General features: G+C 43.3%; 28 protein-coding genes. 26 read left to right on the plus strand and 2 right to left on the minus strand.

The window, feature by feature from the left end; translation table 11 throughout:
• Positions 1-43 precede the first annotated feature (43 nt).
• The 23 genes from pilL2 (at position 44) to THIAE_RS06050 (ending at position 21,369) form a co-directional block, all read left to right on the plus strand.
• Positions 44-820 (plus strand): PFGI-1 class ICE element type IV pilus protein PilL2, encoded by a 777-nt coding sequence (gene pilL2 / locus THIAE_RS10585; protein ID WP_006460496.1) that lies wholly within the window; start codon positions 44-46, stop codon positions 818-820.
• Between the two features lie 11 nt (positions 821-831).
• Positions 832-2,652, plus strand: a complete 1,821-nt coding sequence (locus THIAE_RS05945) for a TraU family protein (RefSeq protein WP_006460497.1) — start codon at positions 832-834, stop codon at positions 2,650-2,652.
• Positions 2,653-2,743: 91 nt separating this feature from the next.
• Positions 2,744-3,571 (plus strand): Mce/MlaD family protein, encoded by an 828-nt coding sequence (locus THIAE_RS05950; RefSeq protein WP_006460498.1) that lies wholly within the window; start codon positions 2,744-2,746, stop codon positions 3,569-3,571.
• Position 3,572: 1 nt separating this feature from the next.
• Positions 3,573-4,331: a hypothetical protein gene (locus THIAE_RS05955; protein ID WP_006460499.1), complete on the plus strand. Its 759-nt coding sequence runs from the start codon at positions 3,573-3,575 to the stop codon at positions 4,329-4,331.
• Complete coding sequence (locus tag THIAE_RS10590) at positions 4,306-4,830, plus strand: transglycosylase SLT domain-containing protein (RefSeq protein ID WP_006460500.1); 525 nt, start codon at positions 4,306-4,308, stop codon at positions 4,828-4,830. Before THIAE_RS05955 ends, THIAE_RS10590 begins: the two co-directional genes overlap by 26 nt.
• Positions 4,823-5,149 carry a hypothetical protein gene (locus tag THIAE_RS10810; protein ID WP_006460501.1) on the plus strand — a complete coding sequence of 109 codons (327 nt, stop codon included), beginning with the start codon at positions 4,823-4,825 and terminating at the stop codon, positions 5,147-5,149. The genes THIAE_RS10590 and THIAE_RS10810 overlap by 8 nt, the downstream gene beginning before the upstream one ends.
• Complete coding sequence (locus THIAE_RS10595; RefSeq protein ID WP_006460502.1) at positions 5,142-5,702, plus strand: PFL_4695 family integrating conjugative element protein; 561 nt, start codon at positions 5,142-5,144, stop codon at positions 5,700-5,702. The genes THIAE_RS10810 and THIAE_RS10595 overlap by 8 nt, the downstream gene beginning before the upstream one ends.
• The gene (traD, locus tag THIAE_RS05975) at positions 5,699-7,870 is read left to right on the plus strand and encodes a type IV conjugative transfer system coupling protein TraD (protein WP_006460503.1); all 2,172 of its coding nucleotides are present in this window, start codon (positions 5,699-5,701) and stop codon (positions 7,868-7,870) included. The genes THIAE_RS10595 and traD overlap by 4 nt, the downstream gene beginning before the upstream one ends.
• Before the next feature lie 3 nt (positions 7,871-7,873).
• On the plus strand, positions 7,874-8,533 hold the full coding sequence (locus tag THIAE_RS05980) for a DUF4400 domain-containing protein (RefSeq protein ID WP_006460504.1): 660 nt from the start codon (positions 7,874-7,876) through the stop codon (positions 8,531-8,533).
• 262 nt (positions 8,534-8,795) lie between these two features.
• The gene (locus tag THIAE_RS10910; protein WP_006460505.1) at positions 8,796-9,245 is read left to right on the plus strand and encodes an integrative conjugative element protein, RAQPRD family; all 450 of its coding nucleotides are present in this window, start codon (positions 8,796-8,798) and stop codon (positions 9,243-9,245) included.
• A 29-nt stretch (positions 9,246-9,274) separates the two neighbouring features.
• Positions 9,275-9,697 carry a hypothetical protein gene (locus THIAE_RS05990; protein WP_006460506.1) on the plus strand — a complete coding sequence of 141 codons (423 nt, stop codon included), beginning with the start codon at positions 9,275-9,277 and terminating at the stop codon, positions 9,695-9,697.
• A gap of 2 nt (positions 9,698-9,699) precedes the next feature.
• Positions 9,700-10,086, plus strand: coding sequence for a TIGR03750 family conjugal transfer protein (locus THIAE_RS05995; RefSeq protein ID WP_006460507.1), 387 nt, complete (start codon positions 9,700-9,702; stop codon positions 10,084-10,086).
• A gap of 15 nt (positions 10,087-10,101) precedes the next feature.
• On the plus strand, positions 10,102-10,779 hold the full coding sequence (locus THIAE_RS06000; RefSeq protein WP_006460508.1) for a DUF2895 family protein: 678 nt from the start codon (positions 10,102-10,104) through the stop codon (positions 10,777-10,779).
• The gene (locus THIAE_RS06005) at positions 10,776-11,585 is read left to right on the plus strand and encodes a DUF3438 family protein (RefSeq protein ID WP_006460509.1); all 810 of its coding nucleotides are present in this window, start codon (positions 10,776-10,778) and stop codon (positions 11,583-11,585) included. The genes THIAE_RS06000 and THIAE_RS06005 overlap by 4 nt, the downstream gene beginning before the upstream one ends.
• A gap of 1 nt (position 11,586) precedes the next feature.
• Positions 11,587-13,029 carry a TIGR03752 family integrating conjugative element protein gene (locus THIAE_RS06010; RefSeq protein ID WP_006460510.1) on the plus strand — a complete coding sequence of 481 codons (1,443 nt, stop codon included), beginning with the start codon at positions 11,587-11,589 and terminating at the stop codon, positions 13,027-13,029.
• Between the two features lie 4 nt (positions 13,030-13,033).
• Positions 13,034-13,408 carry a TIGR03751 family conjugal transfer lipoprotein gene (locus THIAE_RS06015; protein ID WP_239232362.1) on the plus strand — a complete coding sequence of 125 codons (375 nt, stop codon included), beginning with the start codon at positions 13,034-13,036 and terminating at the stop codon, positions 13,406-13,408.
• The gene (locus THIAE_RS06020; RefSeq protein ID WP_006460512.1) at positions 13,408-16,302 is read left to right on the plus strand and encodes a conjugative transfer ATPase; all 2,895 of its coding nucleotides are present in this window, start codon (positions 13,408-13,410) and stop codon (positions 16,300-16,302) included. Before THIAE_RS06015 ends, THIAE_RS06020 begins: the two co-directional genes overlap by 1 nt.
• Before the next feature lie 2 nt (positions 16,303-16,304).
• Entirely contained in the window at positions 16,305-16,715 is a 411-nt protein-coding gene (locus tag THIAE_RS06025; protein WP_025299344.1) for a DUF1525 domain-containing protein, read from the plus strand.
• A gap of 91 nt (positions 16,716-16,806) precedes the next feature.
• Complete coding sequence (locus tag THIAE_RS06030) at positions 16,807-18,177, plus strand: hypothetical protein (RefSeq protein WP_025299345.1); 1,371 nt, start codon at positions 16,807-16,809, stop codon at positions 18,175-18,177.
• Between the two features lie 7 nt (positions 18,178-18,184).
• Entirely contained in the window at positions 18,185-18,409 is a 225-nt protein-coding gene (locus tag THIAE_RS06035) for a hypothetical protein (protein ID WP_006460515.1), read from the plus strand.
• A 30-nt stretch (positions 18,410-18,439) separates the two neighbouring features.
• Positions 18,440-19,594 carry a hypothetical protein gene (locus tag THIAE_RS06040; protein ID WP_157868703.1) on the plus strand — a complete coding sequence of 385 codons (1,155 nt, stop codon included), beginning with the start codon at positions 18,440-18,442 and terminating at the stop codon, positions 19,592-19,594.
• A 61-nt stretch (positions 19,595-19,655) separates the two neighbouring features.
• Positions 19,656-20,873: an IS256 family transposase gene (locus THIAE_RS06045; protein WP_006461071.1), complete on the plus strand. Its 1,218-nt coding sequence runs from the start codon at positions 19,656-19,658 to the stop codon at positions 20,871-20,873.
• A complete protein-coding gene (locus THIAE_RS06050) occupies positions 20,866-21,369 on the plus strand; it encodes a hypothetical protein (protein ID WP_006459391.1) in 504 nt (167 codons plus the stop codon). Before THIAE_RS06045 ends, THIAE_RS06050 begins: the two co-directional genes overlap by 8 nt.
• Before the next feature lie 164 nt (positions 21,370-21,533).
• Here the strand turns inward: THIAE_RS06050 and THIAE_RS06055 are convergent, their stop codons facing one another.
• The gene (locus THIAE_RS06055) at positions 21,534-21,806 is read right to left on the minus strand and encodes a hypothetical protein (protein WP_006459392.1); all 273 of its coding nucleotides are present in this window, start codon (positions 21,804-21,806) and stop codon (positions 21,534-21,536) included.
• A gap of 381 nt (positions 21,807-22,187) precedes the next feature.
• Between THIAE_RS06055 and THIAE_RS06060 the strand changes: the two genes are divergently transcribed.
• The 3 genes from THIAE_RS06060 to THIAE_RS06070 all read left to right on the plus strand — a co-directional run bounded on the left by THIAE_RS06060 (position 22,188) and on the right by THIAE_RS06070 (position 24,088).
• Entirely contained in the window at positions 22,188-22,583 is a 396-nt protein-coding gene (locus THIAE_RS06060; RefSeq protein WP_162147030.1) for a hypothetical protein, read from the plus strand.
• A gap of 360 nt (positions 22,584-22,943) precedes the next feature.
• Positions 22,944-23,516, plus strand: coding sequence for a recombinase family protein (locus THIAE_RS06065; protein ID WP_006459394.1), 573 nt, complete (start codon positions 22,944-22,946; stop codon positions 23,514-23,516).
• Between the two features lie 2 nt (positions 23,517-23,518).
• Positions 23,519-24,088, plus strand: coding sequence for a hypothetical protein (locus THIAE_RS06070; protein ID WP_006459396.1), 570 nt, complete (start codon positions 23,519-23,521; stop codon positions 24,086-24,088).
• A 301-nt stretch (positions 24,089-24,389) separates the two neighbouring features.
• Here the strand turns inward: THIAE_RS06070 and THIAE_RS06075 are convergent, their stop codons facing one another.
• Positions 24,390-24,821, minus strand: a complete 432-nt coding sequence (locus THIAE_RS06075) for a hypothetical protein (RefSeq protein ID WP_006459397.1) — start codon at positions 24,819-24,821, stop codon at positions 24,390-24,392.
• Positions 24,822-25,163 lie beyond the last annotated feature (342 nt).

Genomic DNA, 25,163 nt, shown 5'->3' on the forward strand with positions numbered 1-25,163 from the left:
GGCATTATGCAAAGTGAGATTAATTACCTTACGGATTTATGCCATGAAAATTAAAACTGCATTACTTGCCGCCCTGATTGCATCCAATGCCTCACTTGTATTTGCGGATGAACGGATTGGTCGTTACACATCTGCGACACCCGGCCCTGCACCCTACCAAACTAACCTGCTTAGTAGCGTTATCCATCTAACCCTGCCTAGAGAAATTAATCGTATTGGTGATGCCTATACGGTTTTGTTATCTGAATCCGGCTACCGCTTATCAAGCGAGCAAGATCCCAATATCCACCAACTTTTTAATCAGCCGGTTCCGGCGGTACATCGTCAGATCGGGCCTATGCAGTTAATTCAAGCATTAGAGGTATTGGCCGGTGAGCAATGGATGATAAATATTAATCCCGTGCTTAGGACAATTAGTTTTGAGTTACGCGATGAATACCGCCATTTTTTAGATGGCGTAGAATCTACCGGCTGTTTTGCCAACCAAGTTAAATCGTTTATACCACTTCATTTCGACACAAATTCCGTAGCACTGCAACCAAGGCATAAAACTTTGATAGACGCCTTGGTGTCTGATTTGAGACTTAATCCAGATGCCAAAATCAATATCCGAGGGTTTTCTGATCCTATTGGTTCAGATGAAGCAAAAATGACCATTTCTCTTCAAAGAGCGTTGTCAGTTGCCAATCAAATTGAAGACATGGGGCTAAAACCTCAGATCCTATCTGTTAAAGGCATGGGGCATGTTGATGAAAAACATGATTTACCTTATGCCCAGCAGCGTGTTGTTGAAATTGAGGTTCTTGGTTGTAATAAATAAGGCCTGTGATCATGAAAAAGTTGAAGCAAAAAGCCTGTGTTGCATTATTTTCAATATTAGTAACAAGTCCTGCAAAATCAAATACATTTTCGACTGATACCCTCTTTGAAGCTTGGCTTACCGATCAGTGTGTAGAATATTGCTTTGTCGGTATTTGTGTGTTTTTGCGTTCCTCAGCTTTTCCACCATCATGCACAATAGTAACCACGCCTAGAGTTGAGCACTATTGGCCAGATTTTTTAGTTACTGTGCAAAATCGGCCTTCAGAGAATCCCTATAACGAGTTTAGAATGGCTATGGAGGCTGTTGAGAACGAGGCGTTATCAGCTCAATCATCTATAATTTCAGCCGTTTTATCATCACGAAATCCTGGTAGTACCGGTGCAGGTTCTCTCGCCGTACCAGATACAAACAGAGATAAAATCACCAACTTCAAAGAAGCCAATGTTATTGGCAACCCAGTATTGATCATGTCAGATGCCATGAGTGAATATACATGCCCTACCCGCGTTAGGCCCTTTACACCCTACTATTCTTCCGCCTTTGATGCGTTTGCTTGGAGAACCGGTATATCCGATATTTTCACACTTGATGCTTGGACGCCCGGACGACGCGAAATTGGCTCTATGACTCCAACAAACCCATTTGGTAATACTTGGGGTGCTGTACAACCCAGACAGGGCTTTACAGCGCAAGGTAATGACATTAAAGCATCAGCTGTGGTTGCACAAAGAGCCGTCGATATTGTTTTAGCTGGCGGCGGCGGCCACTTGTACGTATCGCCCCGATCCGGCGGCGGTAGCTTTAATCCTTTTAACCCGGGATCCCAAGATAGTTTTGCAGAGAATGTAGGCATCAATTTTAGGAATCAAATTGGCAGTGCAAACCCAGGATCAGACGCTAACATTGCGCCCAATCATGGTAATGTGAATCAACCTGTTGGATCAAATGAAAAAACAGCAAGATGGCAGATGGTTTCACCACGCAAAGATAATATTTGCCGTGCATTTGGTGCCGATAATCAATGGTTTAATACTGGTATTACTGACGTGATGCGTTATAACAATAATCGTCAATCCGAAAGACAACAATATGCTTATAACTATTGGCAAAAATATGCTTGCTGCTGGCCCAGTGGTGGCAGGCATTTAACAACTATTTCAATACCAAGGGTTTGTTTAACTTTTGGCTCGGGAGGGTCAGGTGGTTCGGGGGATGATTCTGGTGGATCAAGTGGTTCGGGGGATGGCTCTACTGGCTCTGGTGTCGGGTCACAAGTCGTGGCAGGCTCTGCTGCTGTAGGTGCCGTCGGCTTGGTGTCAGCTGGTTCAGCCTCATCAACCGATCAAAAGTATGATGATTCTATAGATGATATGGAGCGAGAGCGTGGTGAATTACATGAAAGAATTGAATATCTTGAAACGCAGATTATCGTTAATAACCAAAAAAGGGATGCTTTACATGCCGAGTACACCCAACACTACAATAATCTGCCTGGTCTTCAATCTCAACAGACTCAATTACAAAATGAGATTGCAGACTTAACGAGAAGAATTAACAACGCTAACAGGCAATTGAGTGACTTAGATGAACAAATAAGCAACACTGACGATGAAGCTGAGCTTGAAGAACTCAATCAGCAACGAAACAGTCTTGTTGGATTTATCAATAACCTTCAAACAAATCGATCAAGATTAAATGGCCAATTGGCAAATATTAATCAGCAAATTAGCCATGCCGAATCCCGGCTTAACGCTATCCCTGGTGAAATAAGACAAACAGATGCCAAGATAGTAGAACTTGAAACAGAGAGGCAGGGTCTGCCCTACTAATTCTAAAAAATTTTTCTTGTTTTTTAGAATAGCTGTCTAGTAAAAAAGTTATGTAATCATTCCTCATGAATAACACTCATGAGGAATCGTTATGCAAGACCCAAACACAACTACCCTTCAATCACTGCCACCACTGCCAGGTGAAACTGAAGCGCCTGCAAATCATCTTAACCCAACTGAAACCGCTAAGAATAGTAACTCCAAGGTCGCTTTTGCGTTCATTGGTATTATTTTTATTGCTGTGGGCGTAGGTGGCTATATGCTTTATAAGTCCGTGAGTGATCAACTGGGATTAAATCAAGCAGCAACACCGGCTGAAGTGATTGACGCACTAAACTCAAGTGTCATTAGTGATGATCAAAAATCATTATTACCTGCTGCTGGTGTTGTGCCCAAGCAAGATATTGACATTACCAATGCCACTGAATTTGTATCTGAAATCGCTCCAGTGGATGAATTTGATCAGCTTAATAGTCAAGTAAATGACCTGCTTGATGCTTTAAATCAAGTCAATAATCTATCCGAACAACTTAACAGGCAGATTAATCAAGTCAATCAACGAGTTGATAGCTTAGAGGGTGTTATCAATTCACAATCTGAGCAATCTCAATTAGTCGTCGCCGAACTTGATGACATCAAAAAGCTTGTACAAAGTCTTGATCAAAAAGTATCAGATACAGCTAGATCAGCTAAAACATCTGAGCAAACCCGAGTTGTACAGCCCTCACCTCCCAAAACATTATCATCAGCAATATGGCAAGGACGCCAGGCGGTGCTTGTTAATGATAGAGCAGCTATTAGGATGTTTTATGTGGGTGATACCGTGGCAAATTGGCAAATTGAAGCACTTAACAGCCACTCAATTGTCTGGCGTTCATTACTGAGCAATGAGCGTATTACTGCGGAAATAGGAGGGTAATATGCGCCTTCCCTACCTAATAACCTGTGCCGCCCTGATTTTACCTCTGGGTAGTGTATCTGCAAGCACAAGCACACAAGATCAATCAGTTTTTATTAACTCAACACAAGATCATCAGTCGAGTCCTACAGGGTTGAGCCTGGATGCCATTTTACAAGAGTATTGGGATCTAACCGATGAAGAGTGGGAGCGTTATAAGTTGCTCAAGCCCATTGCACAAGCACTTGGGCAATATCAGGTGGAACCTACTCCACTAGAATTATTGGGGATTTATGCACGCTCCGAAACAGAGCGTCAGCGTTATGCCTTGCGGTATGTTCAGCGTATGGATCAGTATGTAGCTGGCAGCCTTGTTTTTCAACGAACAGTCTCAGCGGTACAGCGCGAATTTTACAAAAATACGCCTATGATTGATGTCAATCTCTTAAATAAAGCACGTAATATTGACTTCACTGAGAATGATACTGTGGCCGTTTTTGTGAATGTTGTTGAGCCGTGCTTAGCCTGTGATGTTGCGATTCGTAAAGCCATCATGCAGGTTGAAAAATACGGTATCAAATTAGATGTGTTCTTTAACTCGCTCGATGACAATTTAATCCAAAGCTTTGCGACAAGTACCATACCACCTCAATTTGTTGTTGATGGACGTATTCGCTTAGCCGCTAACCCGGACTACATTGATCGTTATCAGATCCCACTCCCAACCGCTTTCATAAGTCGAAATGGTGGTAACTATGAAGCCCACGATCTCGATATTTAAAGTATTAACTCTATGTGTCACTCTAGCGTTTTTGCCAAAACAAGCCTGGTCATCATTATTTGATCAGGTCGCACAAGAGAAGCAAGTAAATGCCTCGATACTATGGTTAATCGCATTACAAGAATCGGCCCCGCCTGGCACGCTAATACCTCACCCATGGACGGCTAATTTCAATGGACGTGGGTATTACTATAGTTCGAGAGAAGAGGCTTACTTCGCTATCAAGCAGGCTGTTAATGATGGGTTTAAGGTTGATGTTGGATTGATGCAAGTTAATTGGTTTTATCATGCCGACCGTTTTAATAACGATCTTTGGTCAGCACTCGATCCACTCACTAATATTCGCGTAGCCTCCGACATTCTCCTAGATTTCTCAAAGCACGGCACATTTGAAGCTATTGGGCGCTATCACTGCCCAAACTGGCAACTGGATTGGTGTAAGGATAAAGCTCACACCTATGCTAATAGCGTTATACGGAGGTTAAGACACTATGAGTAGATTTGAAGTTTCAGCAGATTTAATAACCTTATCTTTGGTCGCTAAGAGCCACTACAAGGCATCACTTGATAAGGTCGCTAAGCAAATCGGATTAAGTGCAGATCCTTTTGATCGAGAGCTTAATAGTGAGCGTTTTTTTGTTGAAGTCTATTACTGTTTACTTCGGCAAAGATGGATCGAGAATTTATTAATCGAAGTTAACGATGCAAATGATCGATGTGTATTTGAGTGCGTTATACCGTCTAGTGAGTTTGAACTGCTTTCAAATCCCCACCGTCATATCATGTATCAAATACAGGAGTCCGGTCATTATGCTTAAAGTAATCAACAAATCCGTTATTGTCTCGTGCTTCGCTCTAGGCTTTGGTTTTAATGCCGCCCATGCACAATTGCCCGTAATTGCAGAAGTTGGCCCAACTTACCCGGTTACATCCATGTTTTCCCATTTACACAAATTCACAAAACTAGATGTGCGCGAGGTTTTCACTCAAATAGACCAGGCCGGGGTCAACCGTGTAACGCCGGTCGATTATTACACGATGGTGCAAAACCAATTACCCATTAACACTCATGCCCAGCCCGGGCCATTTGCTCAGTATGAGAGTGTTATGGCTGCTCGTGTTGATGTGCCGGTGTGCATTGTAGGTGACGATGGATTTAGCCAGGCCTGGTTGCGTCAAAATGCGGCTAAGCTTATAGAATACGGAGCCGTCTGTTTAATTGCTCATGCTCAAGATATGGACGGGTTAAAGAACATTATCCAGAGTGCATCGGGCGTGTACATTCAACCTGCATCAGCCAGTACGTTGATTGATGAACTCGAAATAAAGCACTACCCTGCTTTGATCTATAACGGCTGGGTGGTGCAATGATCTTTAAAAATCACTACCCCGTCGAAGCATTACTAAGGCCACCGGTTGAGTTTTATGCAGCTTTAACCGCTTGGACGCTTGCTTTAATTGCAGTCACCATGCCTACAGTTATTATGATGACCGATAGCGTGGCCTATGCCTCCGCAGGGGTATTATTTCTATTTGGTTTGCGTCGATTTAGACAGGGTTATGCTGTTTGGTCATATCATCGTCATCTTGTGAGGCTGCCCTACTATGGGTTACGCCCACGTCAAATACCGGTGTCTAACCGGTTTTTGTTTTTGGGATTAGGCTTTAAATGGACGCAAACCCATACCCAGCGACTGCTTGATACGACCGATCCGGTAAACAAACGATTTATAACTCCCAATGTCTTCTACCGCCTGGCAAGACAAATTGAATTTAAGTTAGATCGTTTACGCGCTTTAGCATTTGTTATTTCAATTCTGTCTTCATCTAGTCGTTGGAATCCGGTCGCACCCCTGCCACCGGTTGGCGGCAATCCGGCGATTCATGCCGTCGGGATGCCAGAAGGCGAGGATCCAATACGTTTACCGATTGGAGAGCGGGTTGGTCACATACTGGTATTGGGCGCCACACGAGTTGGTAAAACACGTTTAGCCGAAATCTTAATTACCCAAGATATTCGCCGGGGTGATGTGGTCGTCGTCATGGATCCCAAGGGCGACGCGGATCTGTTAATGCGTTGCAAAATGGAAGCAGAACGTGCCAAGCGCCCATTTTTTGCTTTCCATTTAGGTTTTCCTGAAATCTCTGCTCGCTATAACGGTATTGGCACCTTTTCAAAGATCACAGAACCTGCCGGTCGCTTAACTGATGCGCTACCCTCCGAAGGCAACTCAGCTGCTTTTAAAGAGTTCGGTTGGCGATTTGCCAACATTATTATCCAGGCCGATGTTGCCCTGGGCAATAAACCGCACTATCAATCAATTCGCCGTTACATCAACAACATTGAGCCTTTATTGTTGGCTTATGGGAAGAAAATTCTGACCCTAAAAGGGCCGGATGGTTGGGCAAATGTTTATAAGCAAATTATGGGCAATCTTGATCCTAAAACCCTGCCCTTCGCTCTAAAAGACCGAAACCCTGAAGGAATTGCTTTGCTTAAGTTGGTTGAGCAAATTGATTTTTATGATCCGGTACTCGATGGCTTGTTGTCTGCCTTTAAGTATGACCGTACCTACTTTGACAAAATCGTATCCTCACTTGGCCCCTTACTTGAAAAGCTTACAACCGGTCGCGTGGCTGAATTGATTGCGCCGGATTATGAGGATATTCAAGATAAGCGCCCGATTTTCGATTGGATGTCGGTTATTCGTCAAAACGCCGTTGTTTATGTGGGCTTGGATGCGCTATCCGATTCGACCGTTGCCTCAGCGGTGGGGGCTTCTATGTTTGCCGATCTTACGTCGGTATCAGGCTTTGTTTATAAGCACGGTATAGGCTTTGGCTTACCAAATGACATAGCTACCGGCCAACGCAAGGTGGCTATTCATGCCGATGAATTTAACGAGTTGGTAGGTGATCAGTTTATTCCGATGATCAACAAGGCCGGTGGCTCGGGCTATCAAGTAACCGCCTACACTCAAACGGTCTCGGACATTGAAGCGCGAATTGGTTCTAAAGCCAAGTCTGGCCAAATTCAAGGTAACTTTAACAACCTCATTATGATGCGCGTTAAAGAGCCTATGACAGCTGAAGTGCTCACTAATCAGTTACCCATGGTCAAGATTAACGAATTGATGCAAGTATCTGGTGTCGGTGATTCATCTGACCCAGGCTCCGGGGTAGATTTTACTTCTAAGAACGAAGATCGTTTATCAACACGCGAAGTTGCCATGATCGGTGTGCATGATGTTATCAAACTGCCCAAAGGCCAGGCTTTCGCGTTAATTGAGGGCGGTCAACTCTACAAGCTTCGAGTGCCTATGCCGGAAAAAGAAGATGATCCGAACATTACAACGGAGTGGTCGATGGCGCTTACTCAAATGAAGGCAAAATATAAAACAGGTTCTGGTTTAATGCAGCGCGATAACTTATGGCTTGATGATCAAGTACAAGCCAATGAGCAGCAAAACCTTGAGCGCCGTTTTGGTGGTGGCGATAACGATATTGCTGGCACAAGTTCAAGTGATTCAGGGGATTAACCGATGGCCGCACAACAGGAAAAAGTATCCTTTTTTGGAGCAATTGTAGGACTGTTTTTTGGCATGATTGGAGCCATCATTGGTGCCCTATTCTTATCCATTATTTTTGAATGGGTGGGCATGTTTTTTAACTGGTGGACTTTACCAGGATCAGAACATGCCAAGATGATGCTTGATCGGGAAATATCATGGGTCAGTAGTGATTTTAAAGCTGCCATGATTACACCGCTATCCGTTGTAACGCTCTTTACTGAGTACGCCTATTTTTATTTGGTGAAGTTTACCGGTTTAGAGTGGCTGGTTTTAAAGTTTCAAGGATCCGTTTTTTATGATTATGGCTTGGCCATGATTTACATCATTGAGCTAACCGCTGTGCGCCTGGCGGTCATCCTGTTATCGCTGCCAGCCTTGTTTTTGTTTGGTCTTTTTGCACTTGTAGATGGCCTAGTTGAGCGAGATCTGCGTACTTGGGGCGGCGGTCGTGAGACCTCTTTTGTCTATCATCATGCTCGCAAGTGGATTTCATTATTTCTTTATTTGCCAGTCATGCTCTACATATCCGCACCCTGGAGTATTCACCCCTCTATTTTTGTTCTAGTGTTTGCGTTGCCGTTTGGGTACACGGTCTGGTTAGCTGCAACCTATTTCAAAAAATATCTTTAATAGTTTTTTGCGGATTTTTTGACCTGCTCCAAAAATCCGCAAAAACGATCTTAGTGTTTTTCAACACCTGCCTATTACGCTATGAACGACCATACTCAAATGAGTAACACGCCTGTTTTTACTCCCTTAACTAGCCAGTCTTTTTAAATTTCACTCACTAAATTACAAAAAATTTTTTTTGATTTTTAGAAATCGAGTCTTTGTTAGTTCATTTGTCATAATCAATCACGAACTTTTTGATTATGAATGGGATAACAAGTTTATGAAGAAAGTGATATTGATGGCATCAGCCATTTCGATACTCTCAGGATGTCAGACGGCACAAACACGAATCGACGATTCAGATAGTGAATACTGGTACAAAGTTACATCAGCACAACCTAGTCAGGGCGTTGCGGTAGTTGAAGCTCCAGAGGTAATTGAGTTATCGCAAGATTTTGTAATGCCTATATCTGTTAGTTACGAACCGGCTTTTAGTAGCCAGGCAGCAGAGCGACGCGCTTTATTAGATGTGCTTGCTCATATTGAACAAACTGAATCGTTGATTAGGGCTGCACAAGCGCAGCAAAACCCTGATCAGCGAATCAAGTTTCGATATGACTGGCTCAGACACGATCTGGGAAAAATGTCTTCCGGTATCAGAAACCATTTGAATGACCCATCTAGTCAGCCGCGTGTTATTGAACCCCTTATTGGCGATTATCGCCGTTAATTTTTGTCAACTTACGAGAGATAAAGACTATGAAAAAAATGATAACCAAGTTAACAGCGTCTAAAGAACAGCTATTAGGTGTAGGTGTGTTTGGATTAGCTATTGGTATGGCAATGGTTGCTGACCCTGTTATGGCCAGTAGCGTACCCGCTGCACCAGGCATTAATGTTGGCAGCATTGTTGATGAAAGTGATGGTATGGATAACATGCTGACCAGCATCATGGGTTGGGTTATTCAGATCCTCTCAGCTATCGCTATGGCTGGTGCGGCTCTAGGTTACACCTTTGCGCTGTGGACAGGATTTCAAAAATTACAAGATGATAATGAGTCCAAAAGCTACAAGATGGGTAACTTTATGACTACTGCAATTGTAGGGATCATCGTAGTGGCCGTGGTCGTTGTCATGGGCATGATCATGTACAACTATGGCGGCAGCTTAAGAGGTGCATAACAATGGCTCATCTACCTGAAACTGATCTAGTGGCCGCTGTACTCGACCGAGATCCACGCGTCATAAAAGGCGCAACAATGGACGAACTGCTCATGCTGGTGAAGTTTTTCGGTGGATCGGGTTTTGTAACAGGCCTAATCATAGGCCTGATTTTTGTACCTTCATACGCCTTGATACCCGCCATTGTTATTACCCTGATTTCCTTGGGGTTAGGGGTATGGATGGGTTCGGTATCTCTGCTCACAATAAAAAGGGATAAGCCACAAGGTTATGTACTGCAATGGATCTCTATCAAGTTAAGTCAAAAAGCTAGTGGGCTGAAACCCAAGTTTATTTACGGTGCTCGCCACTTTTCGATTAATCGTAAACCCTTCACTCAAAACAAATAATTCTAGGTTTAGGCTATGTTTAAAAATCGTATGAAAGATGCGAGTTCGCATATCAATACTCTCCGCTTTGGCTTAATTGGTGTGAGCATACTCGTTGTTGTACTACTAATTATCGTGTTAGTGCAAGCACAAACACCTCCGGCACAAAGGCTGAGCTTGCCACCTGATTTACGCTACGGCGCTCAAGTTACAGCGGGTGAAATCAATCCATGGGAAGTCTATGCGTTTGCAGGCACTATCAATCAACTGGTGCATACATGGAATAGCAATGCTCAAGAAGAGTACAGCGACAACTTGGGGCGCTATAGCGCACTTATGACACGGCGATATATCACGCAAAAATACAGCGACTATCAAGAACGTTTAAAACGTAATGAATTGCAAGGCCGCCAACGCGTCGTTGCACCAATGGGCGGTTATACAGCTGAGAACCATTGTGGCTTCTATCACCGCGATTGTGTTCAAGTGCTCAGTCCAGGTCGCTGGCAAGTTTGGTTAGATGTCAATATTAAGGACTATCAGAGAACTACCCGAGGTAATAATCAAGCGCCCTTTCTGCTTCGAGATATTAATGTGCGTGTGCCGATTATTGTTATTTATGAGCCGGACAACACTGAGTTTAACCCTTGGGGTCTCAAACTTGACTATGAAGCTGTTAATGAGATCACCACCATACAGGTAGATAAAAAATGAAGACACTCTTTTTATTCATCATGCTTGGATTTTCAGCAGCGGCTCATGCAACGAGTCCTGAGAGAATCGTTTTTAACAATCAGCCAATTGATGTTTTATTACAGGCTGGGCAAGAACGTGCAATAGAGTTCCCTGAAAAGATACAAGTAGGCCTTCCTGCACAAGCCATGGCGCTTTTTGATGGATTAACTTATGTCGATAATCAGCTTTTTTTAACGCTTGCTAATGACATACAAGATCATGTGCGCTTGATTGTACGTGGTCAATCAGGAACTAATTACATCATTAATGTTCGCTCTGTTACGGAAGGTGTCGATACGCTGCCAGGCAGAGTCATTATTCATCGTGCAGAAACATCTAGCATGACGGATGCAACACAACCTGAGCGGAAACGATTTGTCGAAAGCTACCCTGCATTAACACGCTATGCCATGCAAGCCCTTTATGCACCAGAGCGACTTGTTAATAGCAACTACGCGATAGGTGAGCTGGGGTTAAACAGAACACCGATGATGAATTTTTTTAGATGTACTAACCACTCTACAGCCTGTCGCTCACTTCGCGTTACACCCGTCGCTGGCTGGCAAGCAACACATCATTACGTCACCGCACTCGAAGTTGAAAACATATCCAATCAACCTATCGAAATTGATCCACGTTTAATTCGCACTGTTACACCCGGTGCCCTTAAAGCGGCCACATCCATGCACGGACGCTTGTTAAGTCATGAACAGGGTGACAAGGCCACCACAATTCTTGTCATCATCCATACCGAACCCTTTGAAAAATTAGTGGGGATTTATTGATATGGTCAAGCCTCGTAATCGACTACTGCCCTTTCTGGCTGTTTCGTTATTAGTTGTCGCCGGTTGGTTTGTTTTTTCAGCGGTAAACAAGAGTGGTGATATTAGAACGGTAGATGGAAAACCGGCTGGTTCGCCCCCTTTGGTATCCAATGCCCCTGTAGATCGTGATGCACCCCGCGAAGATCTGATCAAGGTGATGGCTGATGTGCAAAACATTAATCAAACCATGAATGAGTTGCAAGAAACCATCAATGCACTTCGGCAGCAAAATACCGAACAAAAAAACTTGATAGCCAAGCTTAAAAGTGAACCAAAACCAACTCAATCGCCACCAAGTATGAGTCAATTTCCAACACCGGACAGTCTCGCTCGCCAGCCGAATGAGGGCGATGGTTTAATCACACCACCAGCGGCGTTAGCTGATCGCTCAGTACCCTCTACAATCGGTGATAGCCTGCCACCAGTAATCCGGGATCTGCAAAATAACTTTGTAGGTGGTTCGACTAATGCTCAGAGAGCACCTGCATCAGCAGCCGATGCAAATGGTATTGTCTGGCTGGCTCCAATGGATGCAGGAATAGATGTGGATGCTAGAGGGCGACGTATTGCAAATCCACAAGCAGCTGAAACATCAGGAACCGGCGTAAACCTATTAGCCTCAAACGTGGTTAATCAAGTTAATCCTACTGTGGCAAGGGTCGAAAGGGATTTGACGGGTAATCAACGAACCAACATTGATCCAAGATTTACTATTCCCCACGGCTCGGTCATTGCGGATTCTCGGAGTGTTACTGCCTTAGTCGGCAAGATACCAGTACAAGGTCAGCTGACAGATCCATGGCGCTTTAGAGTAAGCACCGGTGCCAACATCATTATGCCCAACAATCATACCCTTCCGGGCCTTGAAAGAACCATTGTTGAAGGTACAGCAATCGGTGATCTCAACCTTTCTTGCGTAACAGGTCGGATTGATGTGGCGACGTTTATTTTTCGGGATGGTCGCATTGTAACTCAGCGTTCAAAAAACCAAAACGAAGGACTGGGCTACATCACAGATCGCAATGGCAACCCTTGTATTCCAGGCACCTTAATAACCAATGCGCCTCAAGCCATTACCCAACTATCAGCTTTAGGTGCTCTTGAGGGATTAGCGAATGCCTACGCCGCCGCCGAGACAACAAATGTACTTAACAGTGCCGGTGGTGTAACCAGTTCAGTGACAGGTGATCCACTCAGAGCAGCTGGGTTTAGTGCCCTGTCTGGCGGTGCATCTGAAGTCAAAAAATGGTTTGTTGATCGTATGGGGCAGTTTTTTGATGTGATTTATGTACCCGCTAATCAACGCGTGGACATTTTAATTTCTGAGGCAATACACCTTGACTATAACCAAGAAGGACGGATGGTACGGTATGAAAAAGCAAGTGAAAACGGTTATATGGATTAGCGTTTTGAGTGCATTGAGCGTGGGTTGTTCAACAAATGCTCCGCTTAATACCCTGCAAAACGAAGGCCCAAGTACAAGCGAGTTGATGCGCGCTGCACCCTTGTCACCAGAGACAACGATGCCAAGCACTTCGACTTACCAAGTACCAGGCCGTACCTTGTTTGATTACAACTACAGTCATTACACCCGTGATGCGATGAATGAGCTAGATGTGTTATTTCCAAGGCTGCCTAATCCTACATTGGTGATGTATGTGTACCCTTATATTGCACGGTCTGGTGTGCCGGTACCCGGCTATTCGACAGCTTTTCCACTGTTTGATCAGCCTCACTACGCCTTGCCAGGGGAGGCACCTACTCATTTACAAGGAGAGTGGTAATGCAATGGATTGATAAAATCATGGGATTGGGCGGCAAAGATGGTGAGGTGATAGATGATCCTGTGCCTACTGAAAAAGGCACATATTATCACTGGAGCGGTGCCAACAAATTACCTTTGACTATCAAGCAATGGCTGGCACCTATAGGCACAACGCCGGATATTGCCAACCTAGAGTCTATGCCAAGCTTTACCGACTTGGTTAACCCTCGTGTCGATATGGGTAATGAAGTATTGATGTCTGACCTAAATAGCGTCGGGGCTGTATTTGATGTTACGCCTATCGAAGCCGATGCGCGATCAGAAGAGTTTATGCAGGAGTTGCTAGATAAGGTTGTGGGCGTCATTAAAGACTCGATTCCGCGTGATGCACAAAGCCCATGGTTGCTTCAAATAACCATGGAGGATACAACAGATTTAAGTGCCTTCAAAAACAAAGTCGAAAGCTACCCCTCAGCAAGAGCGAAGGATAAACCATTTACAAAACACTGGGTCGAAGTGCTTAAAGAACATCTTGATGATGTGGCTGATGATAATAATGGCCGAGGCTTGTTTATCGATCATGAAGTAGCAGGCGGCCCATGGTTTGCGCGTTTTCGATCAGTACGTTTATACCTCTGGCGCTGGGTGCCTAAAAAAGACACCGGCGAAACCATTGAAGGCGTTGTTGAGCAGCTAGAGAACCGATTTTCAGCCGCCGGTATCAAGGTTGATAGACTGCCCGTATCTGATTTAACGACATGGTTAAATCGCTTCTTTTACCCTGCCTGTGAGTCAAACAAAGCTTATCGTGAGTTAATAAAATCCTTTGCAAATGATCAACTAAGCGATGATGAAATTGCCATGCAACGTACTCTGGCCATGATGGATGATACAAGTGATGACATTGCCCGTATTGCATTAAATGGCAAGCGACCTTTCAGTGATGAAGATGGTAATTGGTATTTTGATGGTAAACCCATGCGCTTTATCGGTATCGATCAGCCCTTGGCTGTTAAATCCATCAAGGTTGGCCACCTTTCAGCCGAAATTGCGCATGGCGAAAGACGCTATGCACTCTGGGATAAAATGCCGCCGGGTTGTGTTTGGTCACAAACTATCATCTTCAATACTGAAGAAGCCATTGAAGCCGAGTTAGACCGCTTGCGCTCTGGCACCATAGGCGACGATGACCGCTCCATGATTTTGCGTGAACAGATTAGAGTTGCTCGTGATCAGATTGCGCGGGGTAACTCCATTATCAAAAGCTTTATGGGCATTTATGTTCGTGATAATGATCCAAAAGCACTCAAACGCAAGGTACGCAAGGTTTGTGCAACAATTGATGCAACCGGACTAAAGACAATAAACCCCGATGTGGATTTACTTGCCCAAGACTCATTTGTGCGAGCGCTTCCATTTGGATTTGATCCGGCACACGATAGAAGGCCCTCCATTCGCCGGTCACGAAAATGGTTTGCAAGCCATCTGGCCAAACTCATTCCGCTGTATGGCCGCTCGCGTGGCACCGGCAATCCCGGTTTTATGTTTTTTAACCGTGGCGGTGAACCCTATTCTGTTGATCCCTTAAGGGATCGTAAGAAGAATGCCTTTTCATTGATCCTTGGGCCAACTGGATCAGGTAAGTCAGCCATGCTGAATTTCCTGATCGCTCAATATGTTGCTTTCTATGATGCAAAATTATTCATTATTGAGAAAGGGAAATCCTTTTATCTGTTAGGTCAATATTTACAAAACTATGATGTATCCGTGAATCAAGTTACGGTATCACCCAATAACCCGGTATCCCTAAACCCCTTTGCTGAAGCCTCTACATTGCGTGAAATCGACCAGATTTTCACTGAATCAGATGCCGATAAGTATGACTTTTTACATGATAAACAAGATGAACCGTCAGTACCTGAGGGTGAAGAGCAACCTCAAAACAAAATACATGATGACTCAATCGAAGACGACCAGCGCGATCAATTAGGTGAAATGGTCATTGCGGCTGTCACCATGATCACCGGCGGCGAAGAGAAGGAACTTGAAGAACTCAAACGCCATGAGCGTTATGACATCATGATGGCCATTCTTATAGCGGGTAAAAATACGCGTGAACGCGGCTATACCCTACCTGAAGATATTGCAGCAGCTTTTTTAGAAATGTCTAAGAATGAAGCAGAATATGAACCGGCTCGACGCGCAAGATTGCGCCAGTTTAGTGATAACTTGCAGCAGTTTTGCTCCGGTGTGCGAGGTGATTTTTTCAACCGCCCTGGCGAGGCCTGGCCCGATGCCGATGTCACAATTTTTGACGTGGGTATGATGGTATCAGATCAATATTCAGACATGCTCGGTGTCAGTGTGATTTCAATGTTGAATCATGTTATTGGTATTGCGGAGGCCAATCAGTACAGTGGCCGCCCCATTATCGTTTTGGCCGATGAAGGCCATTTAACTACCACTAACCCTATGATTGCGCCAGTTGTAACCAATATGACCAAGATGGCTCGTAAGCTCAATCTGTGGTTCTGGCTGGCCACGCAGAACTTAGCTGACTTTAAAGATGTATCTGCAAAGATGCTAACGAACATGGAATGGTGGCTCACCATGGCGACCTCTCGTGAAGAGGTGGATCAGATCTCAAGGTTTAGGCAGTTAAGCCCCGATCAAAAGGCCCTTTTATTAGCTGCTCGTAAAGAGCCAGGTAAGTACACCGAGGGAGCGGTCATGTCCGATACACAAATGGCATTGTTCAGAAATGTGCCGCCTGCTATTGCCATGGCACTTGCTCAGACGGAGGGTGATGAAAAAGTGGCTCGGAAAAAACTGATGGATGAGCATGGGATTTCAGAATTAGAAGCGGCTGAGTTAATCGCTGAGACAATGCGCGCAAGGCGCAAGATGGGGTGAGTATGTTGCGTTGGATAATATTGTTATTAGCGATTCAACCAGGCCTGGTTATCGCTCAAACTGTTGAAAAGGTGACGTTCTTCTTAAAAGAACCCCTAGTTGTTAGCAATAAAGCCTTAGCGAATGAAATTGAAATAAATATCATCTACTTAGATGACTACGCAAAAATCGTTCAGCAGATTAATAGAAACTTACCGGCTAATGAACAAGAGGCTGAGCGTATTGCGCTTGATTTGCTCAGTGATCCCAAAACACAAAGCAAATTGACCGCCTCTTTTGAGCAAGATTTAAACGCATACAGATTAGGCATAGATCGGGTACCCGCAGCAATTGTAAATGATGCCTTCATCATTTATGGCAGTGCTGATCTTGCAAAGATCCTGAGTATCGCTGATGAAGCATTATCACGCTGAATTACAAATAAATTTTTTGTTTTTTTGGATTTCAGAATTTGCTGATTGAGTTTGATGTAATAGGTTCAACTAATAAGGTATGGGTTTTACTATGAGACGGTCATTAATTGCTTTCGCAATCCTAGGTCTGACATCAACGAGTTATGCTAACAATGTGATCTTACCGATTGTAGGTGAGGTGCCACAACGATATGAGAGTGCAACAACTTCAGGTGTTGGGGATGGCGTCACTGATGCGCTGACTGCTCGACGTTACTCGCGGTTCTATTATCAGGTGGGTACCGGGCTACCCCGCTCACAACCACCGGTTACAGCAACTGTGAGAATCAGAGCACAAGCGAATATTGGCCTAGGGTACTCGTGTGGCAAATTTGATCCTGTAGCATCGTTAACCGATAGCTTTAATAATCTAGGTGATGAGTTGCGTGGTGCGCTTAATGTTGTGCAACAAAGCGCGACAGCGGCTGTGCAGGCCGCCCCAATGCTACTTCTACAGCGTGTAAACCCTGGACTTTATCAATTAATGCAGCACCATATCGTAGGCTTTGAAGAGCAATTTAGAGTATCTGCATTAACGTGCCAAGAAATGGAGCGCCAAATTGCACAGGGAGGCAATCCATTTAAAAAGTGGGAAGAGTTCTCTGGCTTTACGATGCTTAGAAACACGGGTACATCTAATGCCAAAAGAACAATGGATGATGTGCACGAGCGAGGATCTGAACACGGTGTTTATTTGCCTAACCCGGGTCGGGGCATTCAGCGTATGGGTGGCCGAAATCAGGATGCTATTGAAGTAAATAGTATTGGCTCGGTGACAGGGTATAACCTTGCAATAGGCCGAAATGACGTTACTTCTGTTGCATCAGGCACAAGTGTTACCGACTCAAAGCTAACCCACTACTTTCCAACTCCTATTGATTTGCACAACTGGTTAGTTCGAGTCATTGGTGAACGAACCATTCACCTAGTGGATGGCACCAATCAAAACAATGTACCAGGTGTTGGGTTAATTGCTGTAGCACAGCAAGACAAAGGTGATTTTAATAACGCGTTACTTGATTTAGTTTCGACCCGCAGCGCCGCACAGCGTCAAGCTAAAGTTAGGGTTTTCAATAATAACTATGAAATATCTGGCATTACTCTAACCGCTGATCTTATTGAATTAGTTGGCAGCTCGCCTACTCGGGATCAGCTGATAGATGCCCTAACCTCACAATATTCTGTTACTCGTGAAATTGACAAGGCACTGGTGGCCCGTCGGATCTTAGTGACCTCATTAACTGAAGGTAACATTTACAAATCGCCGATGAAAGATGAAATTGAAGAAAGTGTTTCATTACTTGAACGCGAAATCGATATGGCTATGCTGGAATTTAGGATTCAACGCGAAATGGTATCTGAACTGATTGATCGAATTTACCGCGAACCTCGTGCTTCCGGCTCTCCAGTAGATAATCGATAGGTGACAAATGGATTACTTTATTGAATTGGCTGGAAACCCAAACGCTTACAAATATGCACTCCATGGTGGTGTCATTGCATATCTCTCAATTCGGTTTATGTTTGTAACAAACTCTACCTTTGGCCTTTTGGTTGAAGGAAAAACAAGCCTAGCGGAAGCAGCCAAAACTGTTGGATTGATGTTTATTTCCATCATCCTATTAGTTTGGTTTTTGCTCTTCCAAGTTAACTAATCTTGGGGTCAGTATATGTATAGCGATAGTATGGTTGAAATTGGAATGACTGCACTTGCATGGAGTCATTACAATTATTACCTGGGTCTCATTGCATCAATCGGTGTATTGGCAATACCATTTTTTGTAATGATTTATAACAATCATCAAGAAACCCGCCGGTCTCAAAATGCGATGGCTGCTTCTCTTGCAGAGTCCAGAAGAACCTCAAGCGATGTGATTATGATGGTGGTGGTTGCCGCTTTATTTATTGTACCAATGCAAGCGACATCTATTAATCCAGGTCAGTGGACTCATCAACTTCAAATGAAACAAGCCGGTATTCAAGATGCTGACGACGAAGAGTTTGTTGTTGATACAAATAGCTCAATTCCCGTACCACCCGCTTGGTATTTCATAACTCACATTTCAAAAGCTATTGTGAATGCTTACAAGGATATTGCCAGTCTGGATCAGTTAGATGCAGATAATCTTAATTTGATGAGGGGCTTTGTTACAGCGAAAGTTGCTGATCATTTAAAAACAGAGCTTGAAGCATTTATAAATCATTGCTACATACCTGTTGGTGAAAAGGCTGCTAAAGGTGGATGGGTTTTCAATTCAGACACAAGTAGATCACATCTTGACCTATCATACATAGGTAATCAACACTACTTGCTTGGTAAAGGTTTATATCAATACTGCTCAGAATCAGATTGTATGTTTGATATGGCTCACACTGAACACAATATGCCGTATGAGTTTGCATCAAGAGTTACACCCAGATTTGACTTAATCCAAAATATCACTCTTCCTGATGGCAGCACTACTACGCAAACAATCCTCCCTAGTTGTTATGTATGGTGGGTCGGTCGTGGTGATTCAGTTTACCCCGCCGGTGATTTAGGTTTTTCAGCAAGCAGAATACCTAGCGATCATATGGGGTTAAGAGATCAGCTTTTTGTGAACTCAGATTTTGGACAAGGTGCCGTTGATAGAGTTAATGTTTTTAACGACTTAAGTTTATCTGCTAGGGATCGATTTAACGACTCACGATACAGGGATGCTGTTGTTCATCGTGCGCTCATAAATACTTATGAGGGTAGGCTAACCACACGAACTAGAGCTACAGATGCTGATAGATCTACAGTAGATAAGGCGCTTGATTTAGTTGGATTAACCGCTGCTGGAGGTCTGGCTTCTTGAGCCTGTAAATTAAATTGTGTAAACGCTCATAGTTTAAAATCCCCCAAAAAGGAAAAATACTATGAGCCAATTCGATCAAGAAAAACTTAAAGCCATGGCTGCTGAGCTGGCCAAAGACGTTAAAACCCAAGCCGACTTATCTCAACTTTCCGCCGCACTGCTCAAAATGACCGTAGAAGCGGCTCTCGGCGCTGAGATGGAAGCTCACCTAGGCTATGCCAAACATCAGCCATCCGAGGGTGCTAACAGTCGTAATGGCTATTCCACCAAAACCCTCAAGGGCGACCATGGTGAGGTTGATATTAGCGTACCGCGAGACCGCGAAAGCACCTTTGAGCCCGTTATGGTGAAAAAGGGTCAGACGCGCTTGACCAGCATGGATGACCAAATTCTCGCCCTCTATGCCAAAGGCATGACCACCCGTGATATCGTCGCGACCTTTCAAGAGATGTATGGCGCGGAGGTTTCGCCCACACTCATCTCAAAAGTCACCGAAGCGGTGATGGAAAAGGTCACCCTTTGGCGTTCCCGTCCGCTCGATGAGGTTTATCCGGTGCTCTATCTCGACGGCATTGTGATCAAAGTCCGTCAAGACAAGCAGATCGTCAGAAAAACCATGTACGTCGCACTCGGCATCAACCTCTCTGGTCAAAAAGAATGCTTAGGGCTATGGCTGTCAGAAACCGAATCTTCCAAGTTCTGGTTAAGCGTATTGAATGACATTCACGCCCGTGGCGTGAAAGACATTCTTATCGCCTCGGTCGACGGTTTAACCGGTTTTCCCGAAGCGATTAGTGCTGTGTACCCTAAAACCGATGTGCAACTGTGTATTGTTCACATGGTGCGCAATTCACTCAAATACGTCGGCTACAAAGAGCGCAAGGCGGTAGCCACTGACCTCAAGCAGATTTACCAATCCGTTACAGAGGAAGAGGCTCTATTGGCGCTGGAGCAGTTCGAGACGAAATGGGATGCCAAATTCCCCAGTATCAGCCGTTCCTGGCGCAATCATTGGGACAATATCGCCACGGTATTCCAATACTCGCAGGCGATTCGTAAGGTGATTTACACCACCAATGCCATTGAATCCTTGAACTCAGTGATTCGCAAGGCGATTAAAAATCGCAAACTATTCAGTCATGACAATTCGGCCTTTAAAATCATCTTTCTGGCGATTGAATCAGCCTCAAAGAAATGGACGATGCCAATTCGTGACTGGAATGCAGCAATGAACCAGTTTATGATTCTGCATGAAGAACGCTTGCAAGCATATGTTTAACCCAACGAGCGTTTACACAGAATTATTTACAGGCTCGGCTTCTTTAGGCTACATGTTCTCAAAAATTCTTTATATGGCATTACCACCATTTTTAGAAATTACACATGCGCTTTTAAAGTTGGTCGTTATTTTTGGATCAATGATTGTGATCCTAATAGGCGGGATGAATATTTCTGTTGCACTCAAAACAACTGTCTATGTGATGACTGTTTATTCTTTTGAGATACTGTGGCACATACTCGATACCATAAAAGCAAAGCTTATCCCTTACATTTATGGCGTCTCATCTATTTCTGATGTACCCTCACCTGGTCTGTTGCCAGGAGCAGGAGGAAGCTTATTGGGTCATGCTATTTTTGAGATTGTTATGGTATTTTCTTATCTGGTAATACCGGGCGTGTTTGTTGCGTATTTGGCAGTGGCTGGTGCTAGAAGTGTTGCACAATTTGGTGAATCTAATGTTGCTGGTAAGACAGTTGCAGGAAAAAGAATTTAAATTAACCGGTATTTAGCCCGGTTAATTTAAATGGCTTGATGTATTGGGGCATCTTGTTTTCGAGATCAAAATGACTTTTACAATGACTTAAGGAACGCACCTGTGTTTTTGAAACTGTCAGGATCGATGCTGGGGTGGCGATTGCAGAAAATGCGTCCAATTTATTAATCTTGACGTTGGGAGTTTTCCCATTTCATGTAGTTATCGTAATTGTTATAGTCAGGTAATGCTGGAAAACTGTTCAACTCAAGCTCTTCGTTTTCAATATTGCGTTGGTAGCTTTTCGAGCTAGAACGACCTTCCCCTTGAAACATCACATATAAAATTGCGATCACTGAAAAAATGGCAAACAACAGGTAATCATAAAAGAACCAAATAGCTACCAGGCCCGCTATAAAAATGGCCAGTATTTTGGTTAACAAGATTAGTATTTTCATGGTCACTTGCCTATTAGTCAGTTTGATGGAATAACTTCTACTTTGGGTCAATATTATAATAATCCTATTTAACTTATGCTTCAATTAAAACTAATCAATCTAACGTAACCTAGAGTAAAGGTGTCATTTCAAAGAGGATAGTTTTGTCTGGTATAATTTTAGGAAATATCCACGTTGTGGAGCTTAGGCTTGCATTGCAAGCACCCATCACCGGCCCTCGACTGCTTTAGCCGGTAACGATCCCTTGGATCGTGCAGTCACTGCTTACAATTCAATTTTAACCCCATGGGGATACATCATCCCTGTGGGGTTCGGTATATCCCCTTTTTTTAAAAGAGGATATTGATCATGAGACATTCATTACAATCCAAATCAGAACGCTTGGTTCAACTATTAGTATGTGTAGTTGAGACAATAATTGAGTTTTTTGGTGCATTGCTCACCCAAAACTCAAAATCAGTCAGCTACAAAAACCAAAATCAATACAGTTTTTCACTCAAATCTGAAACTAAAAAACCATCAGGTGCTTTTATTATCAGCTTTGATGAAATCACGGATCAGCAAATCGATTTCTTAAAATCGATAGGCATGATTCAGATACCCAAAACCAATAAATGGCGGCAATCGGAGGCTATGGCCAATACTGTTACCGTCAAAGGCGCTAACAATGCAGATTTTAAGTTTAAAGTTGGTGTTGTTAAGCAGCTAGGTTATCGCTGGAATGGGGATGACAGGGTTTGGGTTTTAGGCTGGGCTGTCAGCCAAAAGTTGGCATAGAGCCAAAATAGGAAACGGCACCTTTCGATGCCGCATTCATGGAGGTCTTATGAGCAAAACAGCACTTTGCTTCATAATCCTTGCTTTACTATTATACGCACCTGTTGCTTCATAACAAGTAGCATGTGACATAGTGAGTAAGTGGTGGCCAGCAATGGCCACCCTCCTTCTTCTCATAAACCTTTTTAAATGTTTGTTTTAAACACCCTGTCTCAAAAACGCTTGTTTTTGAGACAGGGTTTCATATCTGCCACAACATCGGTGAAATCCATTGTTTACTATCTCAAAACACAATATCATAATCAAAGTATCAAAAATAAAATTATTAAAGAGTTTTGAGACTAGATTCGAGGTTCAAATATGAAAATTGGCTATGCGCGAGTTTCAACACTACATCAAGATTTAAGTCTTCAATTGGATGCGCTCAACTTAGCCGGTTGCGAAATCATTTATCAAGAGACTGGATCAGGCTCTAAATCTGATCGACCAGAATTAATGAATCTGCTCAAAGCAATCAGGCCTGGTGATGAATTAGTTGTTTGGAAACTAGATCGCCTTAGCCGGTCGCTAAAGGATTTGATAAACCTTATTAATGAACTTGAGTCAAAACAAGTTGGGTTTAGGTCTATCACAGATCATATTGACACAACCACCCCTGCCGGAAAACTGATGTTTCATATTTTCGGTGCGCTTGCTGAGTTTGAACGTAACATTATTAAAGAGCGCACAATGGCTGGATTAAAAGCAGCTAGATCAAGAGGCCGCCTTGGTGGTCGTAAAAAAAAACTTACTAGGCTTCAGGTTGAAATGGCAAAGGCTTTGCTTGACAAGCCAAATAATAAGCTTAATGTTCAAGAAATTGCCAAACAGCTTAATGTATCAAGGGCAACTCTGTTTAGAGAGCTTTCATTGTTAAAATCGAATGGGGAATAATATTGACCAAAGGTATTGGACAAATTTCAGAAGTTAAGGAGTGGAAACCTTTTCAATACAATGGTGAGGTATATCATTTGGATCACTTGGATGCGCACTTTGTAGAGTATAAGTTTGACTTAGATGATCCGCAGAGACATTACAAAGTAATAGTGACCTACAGTTTTCATTGTTTTGCAAAAGATTATGATCACTACACAGATGATGAGCGTCAAGGCCTGTTGTATCACGCCCCAAAGGAATCCAGACCATTTAATTTTGAAAGGTACAATTACTCGAAGAACATGCGTAAAATCATTGAAGAACTCCACCAGCGTGAGGATTGCATAATTGGTTATGCTGGATATGACAACTATGCCGTTTTCACATACCAAACCAAGTCTGGTGAAAAGCATCAATACAAGATTGCATTCAATGTGTTTACGGAAAAGAAAAAGTTAAGGATGCACATAAGCAGTGCCTATCTTAATGACAATCTAGAAGACCCAAAAAAGATGAAGGTCAATTTTGAAGCAATTCTTAAAAATGTGAGATTAAACAAAAAACCGCCTAAACCAAGGGGTTATAAATAACAAAACCCGCTTGGGCGGGTTTCGCTCAAAACTTAGTTTTGAGTATTCCGAACATCTTTACCGGCTATGCCAGACCAAATTTTGAAATTTGGTAATGGGATGTCGTACTTTTAATACGTCGGCTACATCTGCCACTTAATAATACCAAGAAAGTGATCGACACGCCAATAATTTTAACAACTTAATCAAACAAATATTGACTGCCTAAATTTTAAGCACTCATGTAAGAATGCACCGAAACTTAAGGCGCTAGGCGCTTGGTTCATTACTGAAAGCGAATTTAATCCACAGAATTTGTGGATTAAATGAACATTGGTAAATTGTGTTTTGTGACATGTACCCGCTTTTCAAGATTTACCGATGACCTCCAATTAGGTGGGGAAATCATATAATCGATTGAATCATCAATATCTTTTTGGGAGTCCGTTGCAACATCAAGCCTGAATGATACAAGTGCGACCGTACCTTCTTGAACAAGAACGTAGTCTGCTGAAAGTTGGCACTCCTTCTGAGTGGCTATCACTGCACCATCCATAACATACTCAACTGTTTTGAAAGCTTCTGCTGATAGGTTTTTAAGACTAAATTCTAAGATGTCATTAAAAAACAATCCACCAATAAAAGCATGCCCCCTCAGCTTAAAGTCTTCAAAGTCCGTGAAGCTACCATTCAGGTGAGACACCTCAACTTCGTGATCAAGCTGATTGCAATATACATACATAATTTTGAGCATTTCTAATTCCCTATCCCGGTTTAAAAGAACTCCATTAAATCAATGGATTGAACCTGTTTCAGAAATCCGAAAAACAAAAACTATTTTTTGGTTTAAGGGCTTGTAATGGATAAGGGTCAAAGCACGACCGAGGGCGGTCGTAAAAGGAAGTTGACGAAGGGAAATTTAAAAGGGATGGGGTTCAAGGGATGGGGGGCCTAGGGGATAGGCCCTATCCGTAAGGGCTTGTAAAAGCTAAGGGGTAAAGCACAATTGCGTTTAAAAATATGTGTCATTTCGAAAATATTCCACAAGAAGGTATTTCCGTTCAATTAGAGGTGGATTAAAAAAACCAAAAGACTC

The sequence above is a fragment of the Thiomicrospira aerophila AL3 genome (assembly GCF_000227665.2).
GTDB lineage: Bacteria > Pseudomonadota > Gammaproteobacteria > Thiomicrospirales > Thiomicrospiraceae > Thiomicrospira > Thiomicrospira aerophila.